This window comes from Aestuariimicrobium sp. Y1814 (genome assembly GCF_050113895.1).
Classification (GTDB): Bacteria; Actinomycetota; Actinomycetes; order Propionibacteriales; family Propionibacteriaceae; genus Aestuariimicrobium.
Genome location: NZ_JBNJRW010000004.1, coordinates 63,812 through 85,619 on the forward strand (window position 1 = coordinate 63,812; position 21,808 = coordinate 85,619).

A 21,808-nucleotide genomic window follows, 5' to 3' on the forward strand; every position below is an offset into this window, starting at 1 on the left:
AGGCAGGCAATGACACGCAGGTCAATGGTGTTGTCGAAATCGTGACCTGGGTCACCGGTCGCGGTGGTCGACCCACCGCGACGTGGTGCCGCGCACCGTCAGCGCAGAGCGGTGCGCCACCACCTGGGGAGCGGCCTGCGGGTCCTGCAGTCGCGCCCACATCAGGTCCACGGCCGTGGAGCCCAACTGCGCAACCGGCACGGTGATCGTGGTCAGCTGCGGGGTCAGCATCGCCGCGAAGGGCACGTCGTCGCAGCCGACCAGGCTGAAGTCCCCCGGCACGCTGAACCCCATCTCGGCCAGCCCGGCGATGACCCCGCAGGCCATCACGTCGTCGAAGACCAGCGCCGCCCGCGCGCCGGAGCGGGCCACCACCGGGGCGGACGCCCGGCCGGCATCGAAGGTCGCTTCGAAATGACCGACACTGACGATCTCGACCCCCAGCTCGGCCGCGGCGGCCGCCACGGCCGCCGAGCGGCGTTGCCCCGACCAGGACCGCTGGGGGCCCTCCACCAGGGCGATCCGGGGGTGCCCCAGTGCGCTGAGGTGCCCCACCGCGGCGAACAGGGCGTCGTCGTCGTCGCAGTAGGTCGCCGACATGCCGGGGTGGGTGCGATTGATGAAGGTCACCGGGGTCGAGGCGGCTGCGGCGACCAGGGATTCCACCGGGGAACGGGGCGAGGCCATGATGAAGGCGTCGACCTGCTGGCGCACCTGGGCCACCAGCCGCTCCTCGCTGCGCACCGCTTCACCCGAGTCGATGAACATGACCTCCATGCCGTAGGAGGCCGCCATCCACCGCAGGCTGCGCAGCAGTGGCGGGAAGAAGGGGTTGGTGATGTCGGGCACGAGTACCCCGAGCAGGCCGGTGCGGCCGGTGGCCAGGCTCCGGGCGGCCGCGTGCGGGTGGTAGTCGACCTCGGCGGCAGCCTTCAGGATCCGCTCGCGCACCTCGGGACGCACCTTTTCCGGGCGTGAGAACGCACGAGAGACCGTCGACGGCGAGAGTTGCAACTGCGCCGCCAACGAGTAGATCGTGGGCCGACTCATCGGTGCCCCCTTGCGGTGCCTGCCAGATGCTTACATAATGACGGTGAATGCCACCGGTTGCAAGAGCGCGGGACGGGGATGGGAATGCTGGACGCGGACGACACCTTGAGCGGCAACCCGGCGCGGACCGGCACGGCCACAGACCACGGCGGCGACACGACCGGTCGACTTGCGCGGATCGGGGAGCAGGCCCGTTGGCACCTCATGGAAGAAATCATCCCATTCTGGTTCCCCCAAGCGGTGGACCGTGGGCGCGGCGGGTACTACACCTGCTACGACAACCGCGGACGGTTCAGCTCCGACCGCAAGTACACCTGGTCGCAGGGCCGATTCGTCTCAGTCTGTGCCGGCCTGGCGGAGGCCGGCCGCGCGGGGCTGCTGCAGGTCGACGCCGACCAGCTGCTCACCGATGCCCGACAGGGGGCCGAGTTCGTCCGTGACCACGCCCTGCGCGAGGACGACACCACCCACTACGTGCTCGACGGTGACGGTGTCCCCATTGACACCGGGGAGCGCAGCTTCTACGCCGACTGCTTCGCCGCCATCGGCTTCGCCGGACTGGCCCGGGTCGCCCGGGATGTCGACTGGCTGGAGCTGGCTCGTCGGGTCACCGACACCGCCTGGCGCACTGCCGGCGCTCGCGAGGTTCCCACTGCCCCCTACCAATTGCCCGCGGACATCAAGGCCTTCGGCGTGCACATGATCCTGCTCAACCTCGAGCTCGACATCGCCCGGGCCCGCACCGCCCTCGGCCTGCCGGACGACCCCGAACACCTGCAGCGTGCGGTCGCCGGGGTGATGTCGATGGCCCGGGCGTCGGGCACCTTCACCGAGGTGCGCGGCGAGTACCTGGCCGACGACCTGCTGCTGACCACCCACCAGACCCCCGGCCACGCGCTGGAAGGACTGTGGATGCTGGCCGGGGCAGGCACGGCGCTGGGCGCCCCGGGACTCGACCAACTGGCCGACCGGGCGGTGGCCCTGTGCGAGCTGGGCCACGACCGTGAACACGGGGGCCTGTTCCGCTATGTCCACCACGATGGCGGACCGCCACGGGGTCGCCTGACCGGGCTGCCGTACGAGAACCTCGTGCTGCGCACCTGGGACACGAAGCTGTGGTGGGTCCACTCCGAGGCCAGCTGGACCCTCACCCTGCTGGCCGAGCACACCCGCCGCGACGACCTCGCCCGGTGGCGTGACGAGATCTGGGACTACACCCGCACCACCTTCCCGGCCCGCGGCGAGGGCGAGGAGTGGATCCAGGTCCGCGACCGGCAGGGCGCTCCGCTGGACACCGTGGTGGCACTCCCGCTGAAGGACCCCTACCACGTGACCCGCAACCTCCTCCAACTGGTCACCCTGGCGGCACCACGGACCGCTGCCACCCCATGACCGATTTCCCCCCACCGGCACCACTGCCCCACAACGACAAGGACCAGACACAGTGAAGATCGCCATTCTCGGACTCGGCCTGATGGGCAGTTTCTACGCCCGCATTCTGGCCGACAGGCTCGGACCAGCCAACGTCATCGGGGTCGAGCTCGACACCGAACGGGCCGAAGCTGTTGCCCGGCAGACCGGTATCACCACCACCGATGACTGGCGTGGCTTGCTGGGCCAGGTCGATGCCGTGGCCGTGACGCTGCCCGACCACCTGCATGTCGCGCCCACGGTCGCATTCCTGCAGGAGGGCGCCTATGTGCTCGTCGAGAAGCCGCTGGCCACCAGCACCGAGGACTGTGAGCTGGTCCTCAAGGCCCAGGTGGCCCCGGGTCGGCTCATGGTCGGCCAATTGTTGCGCTTCGACCCCCGCACCCAGGAACTCAAACGACGACTGGACGCCGGTGAGTTCGGTCCCCTGCGCTACGTCAAAGTCTGGCGCGCCAACCCGACCTCCGGCGCCGCCAGGGTGGGCACCCGCGTGGGCGTGAGCGCCTTCCTGGGTGTGCACGACCTCGACCTGCTGATGTGGCTGACCGGGCGTGATGTGGTCTCGGCCAACGCTTCCGGACGCAAGATCTTCGGGGACCACTGGGACATCTCGGTGGCCTGCCTGGAGCTCGACGGTGGGCTGTTCGCCCAGGTGGAGAACCATTGGCTCATCCATCCTGCCGCCCAGCGCAGCTGCCTGGCCGGGGTGGAGGTCTTCGGTGAAGCCGGCCAGGCGCTGCTCGACCTGTCCACCCAGGAACTGGAGGTGGTCAGCGACTCGGCCCCGATCACCAGGCGGGTCGACACGCACAACTGGACCTTCGACGAGGCCATGTCCGGGGGGAACCTGCGCCGCGAGCTGGAAGCCTTCGTCCGGGCCGTCGAACGCGGTGAGCCCTGCCCGGTGCCCGGCGAGGAGGGCGCCCGCGCAGTGCGCGCAGTGGAGCTGGTCGAGCAGTCCTTGGCGCACAACAGCTGAGTCAGGGTGTTGACTGGGGTCATGGAATATCGCTTTCTTGGCGCCTCAGGCATGCAGGTCACTGAAATCACTTACGGCAACTGGCTGACCCACGGGTCGCAGGTGGAGAACGACACCGCGACGGCCTGTGTGCACGCCGCCCTCGATGCCGGGATCACCACCTTCGACACGGCTGACGTCTACGCCAACACGGTGGCCGAGTCCGTGCTGGGCGAGGCCCTGAAGGGCCAGCGGCGCGAGTCGCTGGAGATCTTCACCAAGGTTCACGGCGCGATCGGCCCCAAGGGGCCCAACGACCGGGGGCTGAGCCGCAAGCACATCATGGAGGCCATCAACGGGTCACTGACCCGCCTGCAGACCGACTATGTCGACCTCTACCAGGCCCACCGCTACGACCACTCCACCCCGCTCGAGGAAACCATCGGCGCCTTCGCCGACATCGTGCGGCAGGGCAAGGCCATCTACATCGGCGTCTCGGAATGGACCGCAGCCCAGTTGCGCGCCGGGCAGCACCTGGCCCGCCAGGCCGGTTTCGCGCTGGTGTCGAACCAGCCCGAGTACAACATGATCCACCGGGTCATCGAGACCGAGGTGATCCCGGCCTCGGTCGACCTGGGCATCGGCCAGGTGGTCTGGTCACCCATCGCGCAGGGCACACTGACGGGCAAGTACCTGCCCGGGCAGCCGGCGCCGGCCGGGTCGCGGGCCACCGACGAGAAGGGTGGCCAGCGGATGGTGGACTCCTGGTTGAAGAACGAGGCGCTGCTGGTGGCGGTGCAGGACCTGCGCCCGATCGCCGCCGAGCTGGGCCTGACCATGGCCCAGTTGGCGATCGCCTGGGTGCTGCAGAACAAGTACGTCTCCAGTGCGCTGGTCGGGGCCAGCCGCCCCGAGCAGATCACCGAGAACGCCAAGGCCTCCGGGGTGCAGATTCCCGACGAGTTGATGGTGCGCATCGATGAGGTGCTGGCCGGCCACATCGTGACCGACCCGTCGCTGACCGCCGGACGAAGCCCCGCCAGCCTGCGGACCTGGTGAGCGATCCTGGGTGCCCCGGCTCAGCCCGGGCACCCAAGCGGGGTGGGGCCGACCTCAGTCCTCGTCGTCGCCCTCGTCCCAGCTCGCGTCAACCTCCGCGCTCGTCGTCCCAGCCTCCTGGGCAGCGACCTGCTGCTCCTCGGCGACGACCGTGTCGTGCTGCGGGGCCCCGGGCGAAGGTGAGACCGGGGACGCCGGTTCGGGCTGGGCGCTCGGACCGGGTTCGGGTGCCGCCCCGGGCGGGGGGGCCTGCCTGAATTTGGTGGGCGGCAGCCACGTGGCAGCCGGCTTCCAGCGGTAGCCGAAGCGCGCCGGGACACCCTCGTCCTCGTCCTGGGGGTGGGTGAAGCCGGCTTCTTCGAGGTCTTCGGCGAGTTCGTCGGCCAGGGCGTGGTCGGAATCCCACAGGCCGAGGCGGTAGGCGGTGCGGGAGACCATGTGCGCCGAGACCGGGGCGGTCATGATCTGGAAGGCCACGATCAGGGTACCCAGCAGGGTGACCTGCCACGACCACATCCGCAGCGCGACCCCGGTCAGGATCAGGATCAGGCCGAAGACCTGCGGCTTGGTGGCCGCGTGCAGTCGGGTGATGACGTCCGGGAAGCGGACGATGCCGACCGCCCCCGAGAGGCAGAAGAAGGTCCCGGCCAGCACGAAGACGGCGGCCACCACGTCGATCACTTCCGTCACTGTTGGGCACCTCCGTCGCGACGCTCAGCGCTCTCGTTCTCGCGTTGGCGGCGTTCCCGCAGCGTCTGGATGTGATCAGACCTGTTCGAGATCAGCCGGGCCATGCCCACGGCGGCGGTGAAACCGAGCAGCGAGAGCACCAGCAGCACCGGCACCCCGAGCTCATTGCCGGAGGTGACCGTGTACAGCCCGGTGGCGCCGATCAGGATGGCGATCATCACGTCGGAGGCGACCGAACGGTCGAGGCTGGTGGGCCCGACCGCCATGCGGTAGAGCGCGAAACCGGCCGAGACCAGCAGCATCACCAGTGCCGCCGCGTGCAGGATCGTGGTGGCGAGACTCATGCCTGGTCCCCCGCCCCGGTCGTCGGACGGGCAGCCTTGGGCGCACGCTCGAGTTCTGCCGCGCGCTCCTCGCGGCGCTCCTCGGTAGCGCGCAGTTCAGCGTTCGAGGCGAAGGCCCCGAGGATCAGGCTCTCCTCGCGCAGGGCGTGGCGCTTCTCGTCCTTCAGCTTGTCGAGCGAGGTGTCGAACAGGTGCAGGTAGAGAGTGCGGGTCTTGCGCCGGGCGTCGATGACCACCGACCCGGGCACGATGGTCAGGATGCTGCCGGTGCCGACCTGGTACAGGTCGTTGTTGGAGTTCAACCTGACCGCGATGATGGCCGTGCGCAGCTGCGGGTCACGGCTGAAGGCGTAGCGGGCCAGGCGCACCGAGGCGCTGGCCAGTTCCCACAGCAGGATCACGACGAGCTTGACCAGGCCGAACGGACGAAGTCGTCCGCTCCACTCGATGCTGGGCAGCGGGAAGACGATCAGGATCAGCAGCCCGATCAGGAAACCGCTGACCAGGGTCAGCAGCGAGGCGTTGCCGTTCAGCATCACCCAGACGAGGGTGAGCAGGACCAGGTTCGCCCATTGGCCGCGCAGCCGGAACTTGCGGCGGGTGGCAGCGGACTTCTCGAAACTCATCGGCCCTCCAGGACAGCTCGGGCGTAGTCACCATCGGTCAGGGCAATGGCAGCCTGCTGGCAGTAGTCGTACAGCGGGCCCGCGAAGATGGTCAGGGCCAGGGTGAGCGCGATCATGCCGATCGCGGCGCCCACCATGACGGCCGGCATCTTGCCGGGCAGCAGGTCTTCACCGTCGTCCTGGTCGGGGGCGACCAACTCGGGTTCACCCCAGAACGCGCGGTTCCAGGCCTTGGCGATGGCATAGAGGGTCAGCAGGCTGGTGACCAGCGCCGCGGCGACCAGGGTCCAGCCCCATCCCCCACCGATTTCGAGGCTGGCCTGGATCAACCCGAGTTTGCCGATGAACCCGCTGAACGGTGGGATGCCCGACAGGTTCATCGCGGGGACGAAGAACAGTGTCGCGAGCAGCGGCGAAACAGCCACCAGGCCGGAGACCCGTTCCAGCGAGGTCGACCCGGCGACCCGGCCGACCAGGGCCACCACCAGGAACAACGTGGTCTGGATGGTGATGTGGTGGCTGGTGTAGTAGATGGTCGCCGCCAGCCCGTCCACCGTGGCCAGGCCGATGCCCAGCAGCATGTAGCCGATGTGGCTGACCAGCGTGAACGACAACATACGTTTCAGTTCCGACTGGGCGATGGCGCCGAAGATGCCGACCAGCATGCTGGCCGCGGCCAGCACCAGCAGCAACTCGGTCATCGGGCGGTGCGGGAACAGCAGGGTCTGGGTGCGCAGGATCGCGTAGACGCCCACCTTGGTGAGCAGGCCCGCGAACACCGCGGTGACCGGCGCAGGTGCGGTCGGGTAGGAGTCAGGCAGCCACGCCTGCAGCGGGAAGATGGCGGCCTTCAACCCGAAGATCGTCAGCATCAGGGCCTGGATCATCATCTGCACGTCGGCGGGCAGCGACGGGATGCGCTGGGCCAACTGGGCCAGGTTGACGGTGCCGACCGCCGAGTAGACCGTCGCCAGCAGGATCAGGAACAGCGCCGAGGAGACCAGGTTCACCACGACGTAGATCGAGGCGGCGCGGATGCGGGGACGGGTCGCCCCCATCGTGAGCAGCACGTAGGAGGCGAACAGCAGGATCTCGAAGCCGACGAACAGGTTGAACAGGTCACCGGCCAGGAAGGCGTTGGACACCCCCGAGCACAGCAGCAGGAAGGTGGGGTGGAAGATCGACACCGGGGTTTCCTGGCGGATCTCCTCCTCGTCCTGGCCCCCCGAGAACACCAGCACGCCCAGCGTCACCAGCGAGGCCACCAGCAGCATCAACGCCGACAACCGGTCGGCGACCAGGGCGATGCCGGCGGTGCCCGGCCAGGCGCCGAACCACAGCACCAGCGCCCCCTGGGTGTGGGCGGTGAGTGCCAACAGGCCCACCACGGCGACCACACCGACCAGCACCATGATCGAGATCAGGCGTTGGAGGCGGGGACGACGGCCCACGATGAGGGTGAGGGCGGCGCCGACCATCGGCAGCAGCACCGGCAGGGGCAACAGGTTGTTCATTCGCTCACCATGTCTTCCCCGGTGTCCTGGAAGCGGGCTTCCTCGTAGGTGCTGGAAACCTGGTCCTTCTCGGCGAGCGCGCGAATGCGGGCATCCTCCCGGTCGTCCTGCACTTCGTCATGGCCGAAGAGCTGGAAGCTGCGGTAGGCCATCGTCATCACGAATGCGGCGACGGCCATGTTGATCACGATGGCGGTGAGCACCATCGCCTGTGGAAGCGGGTCGGTCTGCTCGGCAGGGTCTCCTCGTCCGACGAACGAGGGGATCCCGGCAGGACCGGCGGCCACCAGGAACAGCAGGTTGACGCCGTTGCCCATCACGATGACGCCCATCAGGATGCGCGACAACGAGCGTTCGGTGAGCAGGTAGACCCCGCAGGCCACCAGGACGCCGGCGACGATCGCCAGGGTGAGGTTGGGGCTCATCGCAACTCACCTGCCCGGACGGTGACGGTCGACCGCGGACGAGGGATCGGGGCACGGTGTTCGCTGGCCTGCACGTCGATGCCCGAACCGAGGCTGCGGGCGTAGTCGAGCAGCACGCCGACCACGATCAGGAAGACGCCGACGTCGAAGACCACCGACGAGACCAGGTGCAGTTCACCGAGCCAGGGGATCATGCCGATCGGGGTGGCCAGGTGCTCGGGGCCGAGGTTGACGTAGATGTCGTAGGACTGCAACACGCTGCCGCCGAAGAAGACCGGGACGAAGGCCGAGACCACCGAGATGAACAGGCCGCCGCCGAGCAGGTGGCCGGCCTCGAAGGGGGCGGCCTCGGCCAGCTCTTCTCGTCCGGCGGCGAGGTAGCGCAGCAGCAGCGCCATGCCGACGATCAGGCCGCCGGCGAATCCCCCGCCGGGTTCGTTGTGGCCACGCAGCAGCACCCACACGCCGACCATCACGGTGACCCCGAAGACCAGTCGGGTGACGACCTCGAAGATGAGGCTGCGGGCGGCCGGGTCGAGGCTGGTGGAGCCCCTCAGCCAGGACCGCTCGGCGGCGGCACTGCTGGCGGGGCGGACCCGGCGGCGCATGCTCTGCGCCCGCGACTGCAGGAAGATCAGGCTGGCGACGCCGGTGGCGGCGATGACCAGCACGGAGACCTCACCGAGGGTGTCCCAGGCTCGGGTGTCGACCAGGATCACGTTGACGATGTTGTTGCCGTAGCCGTATTCCTTGGCCAGGGTCTTCAATGGTTCGGAGGCCGGGATGTCGCTGCGGACCCCGGCGGCGACCAGTGCGAACAGGGTGACCACGGTGCCGACGGTCAGTGCCAGCAGCACCCGCCACCAGCGGCTGGCGGCCAGCGGGCGGTTGGTGAAGTAGCGCGGCATCTGGCGCAGCAGCAGCAGGAAGACGATGACGGTGACCGATTCGACCAGCAGCTGGGTCAGCGCCAGGTCGGGGGCGCCGTGCAGCAGGAACATCAGCCCGGTGCCGTAGCCGGTGACACCGACCAGCAGTACCGCGCGGATGCGTCCGCGCGACATCGCGGCCAGCAGGGCGGCGATGATCATGACGCCACCGACGGCGGGCTGGCCGATGTTGTCGAACAGGATCACCGATTCCGGCCACGACGAGGTCAGCATCAGCGGGATGCCCACCCCGACCAGGAAGACGATGAAGATGCTGAACAGGTAGACGATCAGCGAACCCTGCTGGGTGCGGGAGGTCAGTTCCACACCGGCCTGGTCGACGAGCCGCATGATCTGCAGGTAGCGATCGTGGGCGGTGGTGGTGGTCGGGAAGGTTTCCTGCAGGTGGGCGACCCGCTCACGCTGCCAGAACAGCAGGAAGCCGCCGGCGATGGCGATCGCGGACAGTCCCAGCGGCAGGGTGAAACCGTGCCACAGGGCCAGGCCGTCCGGGTGCAGGCCCACCTCCATCGATTCGGCGTAGGGGGTGAACAGCCTTGTCAGCAGCGGACCGGAGAAGCCACCGGCGAGTGACCCGCTGGCCAGCACGGCCGGGGCCAGGGTCATTCCCCAGGGCTGCTTGCGCACGTCACAGACGGGGATGCCCTCCTTCTGCGAGAAGGCGCCCCACACGAACCGCAGGGAGTAGGCCAGGGTCAGCATCGACCCGACCACGATCACCACGACCAGTGCCACCGACAGCGCCGCCGGCATGTTGGTGCCGTCGCCGCCGCGGGTCAGGTTGACCAGGCCCTCGAGGGCGGACTCCTTGGCGGTGAAGCCCATCAGCGGCGGCAGGCCGGCCATCGAGGCCGCAGCGATGGCCGCGATGACGGCCAGCCACGGGAGCTGTCGTCCGACCCCCGACAGGATGGTCAGGTCGCGGGTACCGGTGGACTTGTCGACGATGCCGACGGTGAGGAACAAGGTGGCCTTGAACAGCGCGTGGGTGACCACCATGGCCAGGCCGGCCAGCGCCATCGACTGGGTGCCCATGCCGGTCAGCAGGACGAGGAAGCCCAGCTGGCTGACGGTGCCGTAGGCGAGCAGCAGCTTGATGTCGTCCTGACGCAGGGCGCGCCAGCCGCCGAGCAGCATGGTGACCGCACCGAGCACCGAGATGGTGACCCGCCAGCCGGGAATGTCGGCGAACACCGGGGCCAGCACGGCCACCAGGTAGACACCGGCCTTCACCATCGCGGCGGCGTGCAGGTAGGCCGAGATGGGGGTGGCGGCGGCCATGGCGCCGGGCAGCCAGAAGTGGAACGGGAACAGCGCCGACTTGCTGAGCGCCCCGACGAGCATCAGCAGCACGCCGGCGACCGCCACGGCCCCGGTGGGCTGGCGCTCGAGGATGACGGCCAGGCTGAAGGAGTCGGTGCTGACGCCGAGCGCGATGATGCCGGCCAGCATCGCGAGGCCACCGAAGGTGGTGACGATCAGCGCGGTCAGCGCGGCGCCTCGGTTGGCCTTTCGGGTGAAGTCGTTGCCGATCAGCAGGTAGCTGAAGACGGTGGTGACTTCCCAGAAGACGTAGAGCAGTACCAGGTTGTCGCTGGTGACCAGGCCGAGCATGGCACCGGCGAAGGCGGTCAGCAGGCCCAGACAGCGGGTGGCGGTGCCCGAGGCCCCGAAGTACCAGCGGCAGTAGAACAGCACCAAGGCGCCGATGCCGGTGACCACCAGCCCGAGGACCCACTGCACGAGCCCCATCTGGAAGGTGATGCTGACCCCGAGCACGCTGATCCACGAGTAGCTCTCGGTGACGACATTCCCGGACGTGATCGTCGGGGTCTGCCAGAGCAACCAGATGAAGGAGACCAGCGGGACGAGTGCGGCGGCGAAGAATGCGCGGCGCCCGAGGACCCGGCTGAGTGCAGGCGCGACAGCCCCCATGGCGAAATGGGCCATGATGAGGGCAAGCAGCATCAGGGGTCGTCCTATCGGCCGAAGGTCGGCGTCGTTGGGGCGGTCAGGATTACCCTAGCGGACCCGCGCAACCCCCCCCGGTCTGCTTCCGGCGACCGGAAAGGGGGTTGGCCGCCCCGTCCGAGCCCGCGCGTCCTCGTCCAAGCTGCAATCCTTGCGCCACAGCAACGAGTGCAGGTTCTCCCACCCGGACGAGGCGCATACCTTGCGCCCACGCAAAGAGTGCAGGTCCAGCCGCTGCCCAGGCGAGCTGGGCCCCGTCTGCAGCCCGAGCCTGCGTCTGCACGTAGTACAGACGGGCAAACTCAGCCCTGCGCTGCAGACACGGGAAATGGGCGGGCCCAGCAGAACCCAGCCACCACCGCGGCCGGCTGAGCGAGGGACGAGCGAAGCCCTCGTGCAAGCGAGCGAGGGACGAGCGAGCGCGCCACGATTCTGGTTTGGCCGCGCCGTCCGAGCGGAGCGAGGACCAACTAGCTGAGCGGCAGGTAGATGAGCCGGTCGTCCCCGGAGCGTACTGAGCCGCGGCCGTCGGTGTTCGAGGTGCCGAACACGATGCCGTCGCGGTGGGCGATGACCGAGCGCAGGCGTCCGTACTCACCGGCGAAGTGGGCCACGGGCTCGCCTGCCTCGGTGCCGTTGATGGGCACCTGGAACAAGGTGTTGCCCGCCAGGGACGCCACCCAGACATTGCCCTGGGCGACGGCCAGGCTCGAGGGGGAACTGCTCGCGGTCGGTTCCCAGGTCACCTTGGGGGCGATGAACGGGTCCCGCTGGCCCGCATTGCCCTCGACCTCGGGCCAGCCGTAGTTGCCTCCCGCGGTGATCACGTTCAGCTCGTCGGCCGACCTGTCACCGAACTCGGCCGACCACAACGTCCCGTCGGGGGCGAAGGCCAGGCCCTGGACGTTCCGGTGGCCGAGGCTCCAGACGGGGTTGCCGAACGGGTTGTCCGCGGGCACCGTCCCACCGAAGGAGATCCGCAGCACCTTGCCCGCGAGCGAGTTCTGGTCCTGCGCCAGTTGCCGGTTCGCGGCGTCACCGGTCGAGATGTACAGGTGCCCGTCGGGCCCCAGCGCCAACTGCCCACCGTTGTGGTTGCCGGCCGCCGGGATGCCCTCGAGCAGCACCTTCGGGTTGCTGAACGAGGCCCCACCTGCACCACCCACGGTCAGGTCGTAGCGCACCACCCGGTTGTCACTGGCACCGGTCAGGTACACGAACAGTGCCCGACGATCCTCGCTCACGGCGATGCCGAGCAGTCCACCCTCCCCCCGGGGACGGGCGTCGGCGACCTCACCGATGGTGGTCGCCTCGCCGTCGCGCACCAGCTTGATGGCGCCGGTGTCACGCTCGCTGATCAACAACCTCTCGTCGTCCAGCGCGCACAGCCCCCAGGGCGAGGTCAGCCCGGTCACCAGGTCGCTGGGTTCGCCGATGTTGAGCACGGTCGAGGCGGGGCTGGACGACGCCGGCCCGGACGATGCCGGGCTCGTCGGGGCCGGGCTGCTGCTGGCGGGCACCGACGACCTCGGGTCGGCGGCCGTCGGGCTGGTCGTGCTGGTGGGCTCGTCGGACGAGCAGGCCGCCAGGCCCACCAGCCCCAGCCCACCCAGCAGGATGCTTCGTCGTGTGGTCGAGTGAGTGGTCATCGGGTGCTCCTCTCGTGGCCGTCCAACCGATGCGAGAATCACAGCCAGGTGGGCATTCAGCCGAGGTGAGCGATCGACGCACCCGTCAGAGGACGGCTCCCGGGCGGTAGGCGGCGGCCGCGGGGTTCTCCGCGGCCAGTTCCGCAATTCTATTCGCCAGTCGGACCACCTGGCTGCGGGCAGAACCGGTCAGCTCCAGCGGCTCGGTGACCATGGCGTCGAGCTGCTCGCGCGAGAGCCCCAGCCGCTGGTCGGCCGCCAGCCGGTCGAGCAGGTCGTTCGTCCGGGTACCCGACTCGCGCATCTCGAGCGCGACGGCCACGGCGTTCTCCTTGATCGCCTCGTGGGCGGCCTCTCGGCCGACACCGGCGCGCACCGCACCCATCAGGATCTTGGTGGTGGTCAGGAAGGGCAGGTAGCGCTCGAGCTCGGCCTCGATCACGGCCGGGAAGGCACCGAAGTCGACCAGCACGGTGAGGAAGGTCTCGAACAGCCCGTCGAGGGCGAAGAAGGCGTCGGGCAGCGCGACCCGGCGCACCACCGAGCACGACACGTCGCCCTCGTTCCACTGGTCACCGGCCAGTTCGCCGACCATCGACACGTAGCCGCGCACGATGACGGCCAGCCCGTTGACGCGTTCGCACGAGCGGGTGTTCATCTTGTGCGGCATCGCCGACGACCCGACCTGGCCGGGCTTGAAGCCCTCGGTGACCAGCTCGTGGCCGGCCATCAGCCTGATCGAGGTGGCGACATTGGACGGGGGTGCCGCGACCTGGGCCAGTGCGCTGACGACGTCGTAGTCCAGGGACCGGGGGTAGACCTGCCCGGTGGAAGTGAACACCTGCGCGAAGCCCAGGTGGGCGGCGATGCGACCCTCGAGGTCGGCCAGCCGGTCCTCGTCCCCGTCGAGCAGGTCAAGCATGTCCTGGCTGGTGCCGACCGGGCCCTTGATGCCGCGGGCCGGGTAGCGGTTGATGAGTTCGTCGATGCGCTGATGGGCCACCAGCAGTTCGTCGGCGGCGGTGGCGAACCGCTTGCCGAGGGTGGTGATCTGGGCGGCCACGTTGTGCGAGCGCCCGGCGATCGGCTGGTCGGCGTAGCGCACGGCCAACTCGGCCAGCAACGCCAGCGCAGCGATGATGCGTTCGCGCACCAGCTTCAGCGAGCTGAGCACCTGCAGCTGTTCGACGTTCTCGGTCAGGTCACGGCTGGTCATGCCCTTGTGGACGTGCTCGTGGCCGGCCAGCGCATTGAACTCCTCGATGCGGGCCTTCACGTCGTGACGGGTGACCCGCTCGCGCGCGTTGATCGAGGCCAGGTCGACCTGGTCGATGACCGCGCGGTAGTCGGCCAGCACCTGGTCGGGGTCATCGCCACCGAAGTCGACCCCGAGGTCGCGCTGGGCCTCGATGACCGCCAGCCACAGCTTGCGCTCGGCGACGATCTTGTTCTCCGGGCTCCAGATGTCACGCATGCCCTGCGAGGCGTAGCGGTTGGCCAGGACATTGGGCACACTCATCAGGAGCCCTCCTCGATCTGCTGGATGGCGGCGGTTTCGGCGATGTCGTAGCGGTGGAAACCGGTCGGGAAATCAATCTGCACCAGGTGCTCGTAGGCCACCCCGCGGGCCTCACGCAGGTCGGCGCCGCGGCCGACCACCGCCAGCACCCGCCCCCCGGCGGCAACCAGGTTGTCACCGTCGAGTGCGGTGCCGGCCTGGATCGTCCAGGCGTCCTCGGCATCGGGGGGCAGGACGATGGAGCCGCCCGTTTCGGGCTTGCCGGGGTAGCCGTCGGCGGCCATCACCACGGTGACGGCGTAGTCGTCACGCCAGGTCAGGTCGCCGACCTCGGCCAGGGTGCCGGTGGCCGCGGCGTACAGCACCTGCCCCATCGGGGAGTCGGTCAGCGCCAGCAGGGCCTGGGTCTCGGGGTCACCGAAGCGGGTGTTGAACTCGACCACCCGCAGCCCGCGCGAGGTGAGTGCCAGCCCGCAGTAGAGCAGGCCCTGGAAGGGGGTGCCGCGTCGTTCCATCTCGGCGATGGTGGGCAGCGCGACCTGGTCGAGGACCTGCTGCTGCAGGTCGGCCGGTGCCCAGGGCAGCGGCGAGTAGGCGCCCATGCCACCGGTGTTGGGGCCGGTGTCGTCGTCACCGACACGCTTGAAGTCCTGGGCCGGCTGCATGGCCAGCGCGGTGGTGCCGTCGGTGATCACGAACAGGCTGACCTCGGGGCCGTCGAGGTACTCCTCGATGACCACGGCCTCACAGGCATCGGCGTGGGCCTGGGCCTCTTCGACGTCGTCGGTGACGATGACGCCCTTGCCGGCGGCCAGTCCGTCGTCCTTGACGACGTGGGGGGCGCCGAACTCGGCCAATGCCGCGGCCGCTTCGTCCGGGGTGGTGCAGTAGCGGCTGGCGGCGGTCGGCACGCCGGCGGCAGCCATCACCTGCTTGGCGAAGGCCTTGGAGCCCTCGAGTTGGGCGGCGGCCTTGCTGGGGCCGAAGCAGGCGATGCCGGCGGCGCGCACCGCGTCGGCAACACCGGCCACCAGCGGGGCCTCGGGGCCGACCACGACCAGGTTGACGTCGAGCTCACGGGCCAGCGCGGCCACGGCGTCCGGGTCGGTGGCGGCCACCGGATGGTTGCTGGCGAACGCGGCCGTGCCGGGGTTGCCGGGGGCGACATGCACCTGGGTCACGGCCGGGTCGGCGGCGATCGCCCGGGCGAGGGCGTGTTCGCGCCCACCGGAGCCGACGACGAGGACTCGCAGGGACAGGTCTGACTTGGGCTGGGTCACGCAGTCAGACTAATGGGCCACTCCGACATCAATTGCCGATGGCCCGACTGATGGCCGCATCCAGCCCGGCGGGGACCTCCCCGCCGAGGGCGGCGATCACGGCCTGGCGCACCTGCTGCCGGTCCCCGGGACCCTCCGAAGAAGCCGGGGCCGCGCCCGACCCTCGTCCGGTGTCGGCGTCGCCACCGGGTCGGACGAGCCGGACGGACTTGGACTCCGCCAACTCGCGGGCAGCGTCGGTGACGATGGCGTCAGCCTCGAGCCGGATCTCGGTGGACCCCCCGGCGGCGGCCTGGTGGATGGCGTCAGCGGTGATGATCTGGCGTGCCATGGGCGAGGTCCTATCGTCCGGTGACAGATTCGATGGCCGCGATCGCGGCGTCGCGGGCGGCCCGCACGGCCGACTCGGTGCCCGACATCCACAGGCGGCCGTAGACACCGACCGACGAGAAGTGGTTCAGACTGACCGGCGCGGCCTTTTCGGCCTCGTTGGCGGCCAGGGTGATGTAGGCGGCGGGCTCGACCTCGAGCACCAGCAGCGTCTCACCGGCGACGATCATGGTGCCGCGGTTGAACCGGTTCAGCAGCTGCGCCTGGTACGGGTCGACATTGGTGATGACCTGCTCGGAGGCAACGCTGGGGCGGATGCGCTCCTCGACGGTCACCCCGAGTTCGTCGAGGACGATGTCACCGGCGCGGATCACGTCGGCCTGCGACAGGGAGTGCACCTCGAACATGCCGAACTGGCGCTCGACGATCTGGGTGCCGGGGCGGGTGTCGGTGCTCTTGACCACCTTGTCGACCATCTTGAACACCCAGTTGCCGGGGGCCATCTCGACGGCGAGGCTGGCCATGCCCTCGACCGGCGGGTCACCCTGGGTGATGGTGCCGATGAAGGCGGCGAACTGGGGCTGCATCCGGTCGATGTGGCAGAAGGCGCGCAGCTGGAATTGCTCGGTGCTCATGAGTACTTCCTGGGTTGGGTATGGGGGTTGGCCCAGCGGGCGACCCCGAGCGGGGTGACAAGCATCGGTTCAGGAGCCAGTTCGCAGGGCAGCCCGGTGATGCCGCTCATGACATCGGGCAGGCCGCGAAAGGCACTGGTGCCGCCGACCAGGTGGATCTGTTCGACGTGGTGGGGTTCGATCATGCGAGCGACGATGGTGGACATCTTCTGCATGACCGGCAGCACGAGCCCGAACAGGCGTTCGTGGTTCTTCGGGTCACGCTTCATCACTTCGGCTTCCTCCAGGGGGATGCCCAGCGCCCCGGAGATCACCAGCGACAGGTGGGTGCCGCCGGAGGGTTCGTCATAGGTGGCCACGACCTCACCGTCGGAGATGATCGCCACCCCGGTGGTGCCGCCACCGATGTCGACCACCGCACCGTGGCGCAGGCCGAGCACCGCGTTCGCAGCGGTGGGTTCGTCGACCACCTCGGTGCAGGCGATGCCGGCCCCTTCGAGGACGAACCGGTGCGCGCGGTGGTCGGCATTGTTCACCGCCGGCGGCACGGTGACCGTGCCGGAGGTGACCAGTCGTCCGGTGCGTCGTTCGAGTTCGTCGCGCAGCCGTGCGATCACTGTCTGGGCGCCGCTGAAGTCCCAGACGATGCCGTCGCGCACCACGTCGGCGAACACGGTGGCGCCGGCCAGCGGACGATCATGCTCGTCAGTGATCATGATCACGCTGAAAGCCGTACCCAGGTCGACACCGACCTTGATCGGCAGGTCATCGGGAATGGGTTCGTTGGAGCTCATCGCGGCGCGGGCAAGCGCCATCGTCGCCGCCGGGTCCGGGCCGACCGGTTCGGCGGCGGTGCCGTCCTCGGCAACAGGGGCCCCGTCCATGGCCAAGTCGTCACCGGTGACAGGGTCGTCCTCGGTGACGGGGGTTTTGGGGGCCTTCACGGCGTCGTCAGTGGCCATCGCTGCCATCGTAGTTGTCTCGATGGTGATCACCCCTGCCAGTCTGCCGGATAGGTGACGTAGGCGAACCGCGTCCACGACGGGGTCCCGAAGGTGATGTTCGACCCCTTGGGGACGAACAGGATGTCGCCGGGCCGCCCGATCCTGACACCGTCGAGGGTGCCGATGTGGAGTTCACCCTCGAGCACGACCTGGATCTCGTCGTAGTCAAGGTGCCAGGGGAAGGTCCCACACGTGAGCGTCATGTAGCCGGCGGTCATGGGTGAACCGTCGGCTGCGGTGACCACGTCGGCGGTGCGCACGTCCGGGTCGGTCGAGCCGCCGGGTCGGGGCAGCGGTGTGGGCCGCTCCTCACCGGTGCGGACGTGCTTGACCGGGTGCCGGCCCGCCGTGGTGGGGTCGGCAGCACCGACCCCACCACCAGCCAGCAGTGCGAGGGCCGCAGCCCTCACCGCGGGATCAGGGGCCCTGGTCGTGGGGACAGCCGCATCGTCCGATGACCCCGGCACAGACGCACCGGCCGCAGACGAACCCGACGACGGCGCCGACGGGTCACTGGTGACCAGCCGGATGCCGCGCTGCTGGGCAACCTCACCCGCCAGCGCGGTCACGATCGCACCCTCGGGCACGACCAGCTCATCGCCGGGCGCATCCTCGACGTCGCGTGCCGAAATGACCACTCGGGCCACTGCGTCCCCCTTTCAGGACCTGATCTCTTCTACTTGCCCCTGATCGGTGCACTTGCCCCTGTTCCGGAACGGCGGCAAGTGCACCGTTCAGGGGCAAACACACAGTTCCGCGTCAGCGGATCGCGGACGCTCAGCCGGGCAGGATGGCCTCCACGTCACCGTGGGGGCGCGGGATCACGTGCACGCTGACCAGCTCGCCGACGCGGCTGGCAGCAGCGGCACCGGCATCGGTGGCAGCCTTCACGGCGCCGACGTCGCCGCGGACCATCACGGTGACCAGGCCGGCACCGATCTGCTCCTTGCCGATGAGCTTGACATTGGCGGCCTTGACCATTGCATCGGCGGCCTCGATGGCGCCGACCAGGCCCTTGGTCTCGACGAGTCCGAGAGCGATCATGTTCACATCAGCCATGGGAGTACTCCTTTTGTTGGTGGTTGCTGGCTGTTCGGGGGCGGGAGCCTCATCGGCACCCTGGTCGGGAACCTGCGACGCAGGCTCGGTGGTTTCAACTTCGGACGAAGCAGGTTCGCTCGTTCCAGGTTCGGACGAAGCAGCGGGTGCGGCAATGTCCGGCACGGCAGCCGGGGGCTGCTGCGGCAGTGGGGTGGGTCGTGGCATGGCTCACTGTCCTCTCATCGGCCCATCTCGGCCAGCACCTTGGCGACGATCCGCTCGATCGCCTCAGCGTTGGCATCACGGGGGATGCCATTGCGCGACTCACCCGACGCCCCGGACGACCCGGCAGCGCCACCCTCGAGGCCCCGGTGGGCCCGGGCGACGGCCGGCGCGTCGGTGGCGTGGTAGGCCAGCCGCTTGGTGTTGAGCACGTGGCGCAGCGTGATGTTGTCGCTGACCACCGCTCCCCCGACGCCGCCCGGGGCCAGGGTCATCGACGGGTCGAGCGTGGTGGTGGCACCCACCGCACCCAGCGATCCCCAGGTGTTGACCAGCAGCCGGAAGGCGGGCTGTTCGATGCCGAACTGCAGCACCTGCTCCTCGTCGCGGGAGTGGATGACGGCGGTGTGCCCGTCGCCACCGAACCGCAGCGCCCGGCCGGCCAGGTCGAACCCGGCCTTCCAGCCGTCGGCCACCATGAAGCCGAGCACGGTGGTCAGCTTCTCACGTGACAGCGGGTTCTCGGGGCCGATGCCGTCGAGGTCGGCGACCAGGATGCGGGCGTCATCGGGCACCCGCAGCCCCGTCTGTTCGGCGATGTACTGCGGGGTGCGCCCGACCAGTCCGGCGACCATCATCCCGTTCGGGCGGAACATCCGGTTGCCCAGCTGCTTGGCCTCGTCCGCGTTCAGCCAGTGCGCCCCGGCCGCCTTGATCTCGGCGCGCAGCTGGTCGGCGATCGGGGCGTCGGCGATGATGAGCTGCTCGGTCGCGCAGATGGTCGAGCAGTCGAACGACTTCGACTCGACGATCATCCGGGCGGCCTGCTTGATGTCGGCCGAGCGGTCGACCCACACCGGCACGTTGCCGGGGCCGACACCGATGGCCGGCTTGCCGACGCTGTGGGCGGCCTTCACCATGCCGGGGCCGCCGGTGGCCAGGATCAGCGAGGTGGCGTAGTGGTTCATCAGCTCGTTGGTGCCCTCGAGGCTGAGCTCGGTCATGCAGGTGACCAGCCCCTTCGGCATCCCGGCCCGTTCACCGGCCTCGGCCAGCACCCGGACGGCTTCGGCGGTGCAGTCCTTCGCTGAGGGGTGCGGTGCGACCACGATGGCGTTGCGCGCCTTGACCGCGATCAGGATCTTGAAGATGGCCGTCGAGGTCGGGTTGGTCGACGGCGTCAGCGCCACCACCACACCGACGGGCCAGCCGATCTCGACGACCTTGTTCACGTCGTCGCGGCGCAGCACCCCGCAGGTCGGTTCGTCCTTGATCGAGTCCCACAGGTTCTTGGCGGCGAACTCATTCTTCAGCTGCTTGTGGGCGGCGTGGCCGAAGCCGGTCTCGGCGTGGGCCATCCGGCCCAGCCGCTGGGCCTCAGCCATGGCGGCGTCCACCATGGCCCGGCAGATCCGGTCGACGCTGTCCTGGTCGGTGAACTGGAACTGGCGCATGGCCTCGCGGGCCCCGGACGCGAGGTCGCGGGCCTGTTGGACGGAGCGGAGGTCCTTGTCGATGGTCGTCATTGTCATCGTTCCTCTCAGTAGGCCCTGGGGTTGCGCGCGACGTCGAGGACGGCCTCCTGGAAGGCGGCCGCAGCGGCCCGACAGGCGCTCTGGCTACCGGTCAGCAGGCCACCGGCGAAGTTGGTCTCACTCGGCGGTTCGTAGAAGGCCTTCATCTCCACATCGGCGGCCTTCATGGCCGCATCGAGCGCATAGGTCGCTTCCAGCGGCGGCGCGATCAGGTAGGCCAGCGGCTCACCCTGGGCGATACCGGCCTCCTTGGACAGGAACGAGCCGGTGCTGCTGACCAGGTGCGGGAAGAAGGCCAGCTCGCCGGCCTCGTCGGCGGCGTAGAAGAAGGCCTCCTGCTCGCAGTGGGCGATGCAGGCATCCAGCCCGGCGCTGACCTCCGCCGGGGTGGGCCCGGCCAGGATGCCGATGATCTCCCCGGACAGCGGTCCCGACGCATTGCCCGAGCCGGCGTAGAAGCTCTTGGCGTAGACGACCTCGACCTCGGCGAACTTGGTCGCCTCGTCGAGCGCGACGTAGAGAGCATCGTCGATGTCACTGGTGACCAGGCCGAGTGCCCGGTGCCTGGGGTCGAGCTTCAGGTGTTCGGCGTAGCCACGGTCGACATTGCTGATCATCCGGGCGGCCAGCACGGTGGCCTTGATGGGGTCCAGAACTGCCATTGTTCGTCCTCTCTCAGGCCTGGCCGGCGAGTTCACGCAGCTTCACGCCGGAAGCGCCGTGCTGCATCATGCGTTTGACGACTTCGACCACGTAGGCGCCGGCCTCCAGCGGGTTGGTGCCACCGTTGGTGGTGATCATGCAGATCAGGTCACGGTCGGCGTCACTCTTGCCCGGCTGCGGGTCGTAGCCCATGTAGACGCTCATCGCATCGGCGATGCCAAGACCGGGCCGCTCACCGATGAGCAGCAGCAGCACCTTGGCCCCGACGATGGTGTTGACATCATTCATGATGCCAACCCGGGCGTTCTGGATGAAGAAGGGGGTGCCGATGCTCAACCCGGCCGCGGTCAACCCCTGCTCGAGCACCGGGTAGATGTCGTTGAGGTTGCTGTCGATCGCTGCCGCCGACAGCCCGTCACCGACGCAGATCTGCACGTCGGGGTTCTTGGTGCAGCGTTCAGCAATGGTCTGCTTCGCCTCCTCGGACAGCTTCCGGCCGAGGTCGGGACGCAGCAGGTACTCCTCACGGTCCTTGACCTGGGAGGTGACGCTGAAGAGGTTCAGCGGCGCCTTGACCTGTTCGTCGACCACACCATGGATCGCGTCCTGGGTGACGCCGTGGTCGGCCTGGAACAGCAGCAGCGACTGGGTCAGCGGACGGGCACCGGCTCGTCCGACACCCAGCCGCGCGCTGGTGGTGGCGGCCAGGTTGCGCAGGCCGTCGGGGTCGACCGGGTTGACCACGCGCAGGGCCCGGCGGGCCTCCGGCAGGGTCGGGTCGGGCAGGTCGATGACCAGGTCACCGTCGGCACCCACCCCGGACGAACCACTCTGGGCGGCCGGTGCGCTGATGCCTTCCTTGGCCAGTTCGGCCAGCACCCGGGCAACGATGTCTTCAAGCTTGTCTGACAT

At 69.0% G+C, this 21,808-nt stretch carries 21 protein-coding genes; 3 read left to right on the plus strand and 18 right to left on the minus strand.

What is annotated here, in order from left to right:
* Positions 1–51: 51 nt before the first annotated feature.
* Positions 52–1,050, minus strand: a complete 999-nt coding sequence (locus ACQE3C_RS06125) for a LacI family DNA-binding transcriptional regulator (protein WP_434538296.1) — start codon at positions 1,048–1,050, stop codon at positions 52–54.
* Positions 1,051–1,128: 78 nt separating this feature from the next.
* Here ACQE3C_RS06125 and ACQE3C_RS06130 point away from each other — a divergent pair, with 78 nt between their 5' ends.
* Genes ACQE3C_RS06130 through ACQE3C_RS06140 form a run of 3 tightly spaced genes read left to right on the plus strand, consistent with a single transcriptional unit; the run spans position 1,129 to position 4,498 of the window.
* Entirely contained in the window at positions 1,129–2,442 is a 1,314-nt protein-coding gene (locus ACQE3C_RS06130; protein WP_434538297.1) for an AGE family epimerase/isomerase, read from the plus strand.
* A gap of 52 nt (positions 2,443–2,494) precedes the next feature.
* The gene (locus ACQE3C_RS06135) at positions 2,495–3,460 is read left to right on the plus strand and encodes a Gfo/Idh/MocA family protein (protein ID WP_434538298.1); all 966 of its coding nucleotides are present in this window, start codon (positions 2,495–2,497) and stop codon (positions 3,458–3,460) included.
* Positions 3,461–3,511: 51 nt separating this feature from the next.
* Positions 3,512–4,498, plus strand: a complete 987-nt coding sequence (locus ACQE3C_RS06140) for an aldo/keto reductase family protein (protein WP_434538299.1) — start codon at positions 3,512–3,514, stop codon at positions 4,496–4,498.
* 54 nt (positions 4,499–4,552) lie between these two features.
* On the opposite strand, the gene mnhG is transcribed toward ACQE3C_RS06140, so the two are convergent.
* The 17 genes from mnhG to eutC form a co-directional block, all read right to left on the minus strand.
* On the minus strand, positions 4,553–5,188 hold the full coding sequence (gene mnhG, locus ACQE3C_RS06145; protein ID WP_434538300.1) for a monovalent cation/H(+) antiporter subunit G: 636 nt from the start codon (positions 5,186–5,188) through the stop codon (positions 4,553–4,555).
* The gene (locus ACQE3C_RS06150) at positions 5,185–5,532 is read right to left on the minus strand and encodes a monovalent cation/H+ antiporter complex subunit F (protein ID WP_434538301.1); all 348 of its coding nucleotides are present in this window, start codon (positions 5,530–5,532) and stop codon (positions 5,185–5,187) included. Before ACQE3C_RS06150 ends, mnhG begins: the two co-directional genes overlap by 4 nt.
* Positions 5,529–6,158, minus strand: a complete 630-nt coding sequence (locus ACQE3C_RS06155) for a Na+/H+ antiporter subunit E (RefSeq protein WP_434538302.1) — start codon at positions 6,156–6,158, stop codon at positions 5,529–5,531. The genes ACQE3C_RS06150 and ACQE3C_RS06155 overlap by 4 nt, the downstream gene beginning before the upstream one ends.
* The gene (locus ACQE3C_RS06160) at positions 6,155–7,672 is read right to left on the minus strand and encodes a Na+/H+ antiporter subunit D (RefSeq protein WP_434538303.1); all 1,518 of its coding nucleotides are present in this window, start codon (positions 7,670–7,672) and stop codon (positions 6,155–6,157) included. The genes ACQE3C_RS06155 and ACQE3C_RS06160 overlap by 4 nt, the downstream gene beginning before the upstream one ends.
* Positions 7,669–8,097 (minus strand): Na(+)/H(+) antiporter subunit C, encoded by a 429-nt coding sequence (locus ACQE3C_RS06165; protein ID WP_434538304.1) that lies wholly within the window; start codon positions 8,095–8,097, stop codon positions 7,669–7,671. The genes ACQE3C_RS06160 and ACQE3C_RS06165 overlap by 4 nt, the downstream gene beginning before the upstream one ends.
* The gene (locus ACQE3C_RS06170; RefSeq protein ID WP_434538305.1) at positions 8,094–11,015 is read right to left on the minus strand and encodes a Na+/H+ antiporter subunit A; all 2,922 of its coding nucleotides are present in this window, start codon (positions 11,013–11,015) and stop codon (positions 8,094–8,096) included. Before ACQE3C_RS06170 ends, ACQE3C_RS06165 begins: the two co-directional genes overlap by 4 nt.
* A gap of 473 nt (positions 11,016–11,488) precedes the next feature.
* Complete coding sequence (locus tag ACQE3C_RS06175; RefSeq protein ID WP_434538306.1) at positions 11,489–12,667, minus strand: PQQ-dependent sugar dehydrogenase; 1,179 nt, start codon at positions 12,665–12,667, stop codon at positions 11,489–11,491.
* Between the two features lie 85 nt (positions 12,668–12,752).
* Positions 12,753–14,186 carry an adenylosuccinate lyase gene (gene purB, locus ACQE3C_RS06180; protein WP_434538307.1) on the minus strand — a complete coding sequence of 478 codons (1,434 nt, stop codon included), beginning with the start codon at positions 14,184–14,186 and terminating at the stop codon, positions 12,753–12,755.
* Positions 14,186–15,466, minus strand: a complete 1,281-nt coding sequence (purD, locus tag ACQE3C_RS06185) for a phosphoribosylamine--glycine ligase (protein ID WP_434538308.1) — start codon at positions 15,464–15,466, stop codon at positions 14,186–14,188. The genes purB and purD overlap by 1 nt, the downstream gene beginning before the upstream one ends.
* 28 nt (positions 15,467–15,494) lie before the next feature.
* Positions 15,495–15,797 carry a hypothetical protein gene (locus tag ACQE3C_RS06190; RefSeq protein WP_434538309.1) on the minus strand — a complete coding sequence of 101 codons (303 nt, stop codon included), beginning with the start codon at positions 15,795–15,797 and terminating at the stop codon, positions 15,495–15,497.
* 10 nt (positions 15,798–15,807) lie between these two features.
* Positions 15,808–16,431 (minus strand): hypothetical protein, encoded by a 624-nt coding sequence (locus ACQE3C_RS06195; protein WP_434538310.1) that lies wholly within the window; start codon positions 16,429–16,431, stop codon positions 15,808–15,810.
* On the minus strand, positions 16,428–17,393 hold the full coding sequence (eutJ, locus tag ACQE3C_RS06200) for an ethanolamine utilization protein EutJ (protein ID WP_434538311.1): 966 nt from the start codon (positions 17,391–17,393) through the stop codon (positions 16,428–16,430). The genes ACQE3C_RS06195 and eutJ overlap by 4 nt, the downstream gene beginning before the upstream one ends.
* Before the next feature lie 29 nt (positions 17,394–17,422).
* Positions 17,423–18,082, minus strand: a complete 660-nt coding sequence (locus ACQE3C_RS06205; protein WP_434538312.1) for a cupin domain-containing protein — start codon at positions 18,080–18,082, stop codon at positions 17,423–17,425.
* A gap of 130 nt (positions 18,083–18,212) precedes the next feature.
* Positions 18,213–18,485 (minus strand): ethanolamine utilization microcompartment protein EutM, encoded by a 273-nt coding sequence (gene eutM, locus ACQE3C_RS06210; RefSeq protein WP_434538478.1) that lies wholly within the window; start codon positions 18,483–18,485, stop codon positions 18,213–18,215.
* Between the two features lie 230 nt (positions 18,486–18,715).
* Positions 18,716–20,224 carry an aldehyde dehydrogenase family protein gene (locus ACQE3C_RS06215; protein ID WP_434538313.1) on the minus strand — a complete coding sequence of 503 codons (1,509 nt, stop codon included), beginning with the start codon at positions 20,222–20,224 and terminating at the stop codon, positions 18,716–18,718.
* Between the two features lie 14 nt (positions 20,225–20,238).
* Positions 20,239–20,895, minus strand: a complete 657-nt coding sequence (gene eutL / locus ACQE3C_RS06220; protein ID WP_434538314.1) for an ethanolamine utilization microcompartment protein EutL — start codon at positions 20,893–20,895, stop codon at positions 20,239–20,241.
* Between the two features lie 13 nt (positions 20,896–20,908).
* Positions 20,909–21,808, minus strand: coding sequence for an ethanolamine ammonia-lyase subunit EutC (gene eutC / locus ACQE3C_RS06225; protein WP_434538315.1), 900 nt, complete (start codon positions 21,806–21,808; stop codon positions 20,909–20,911).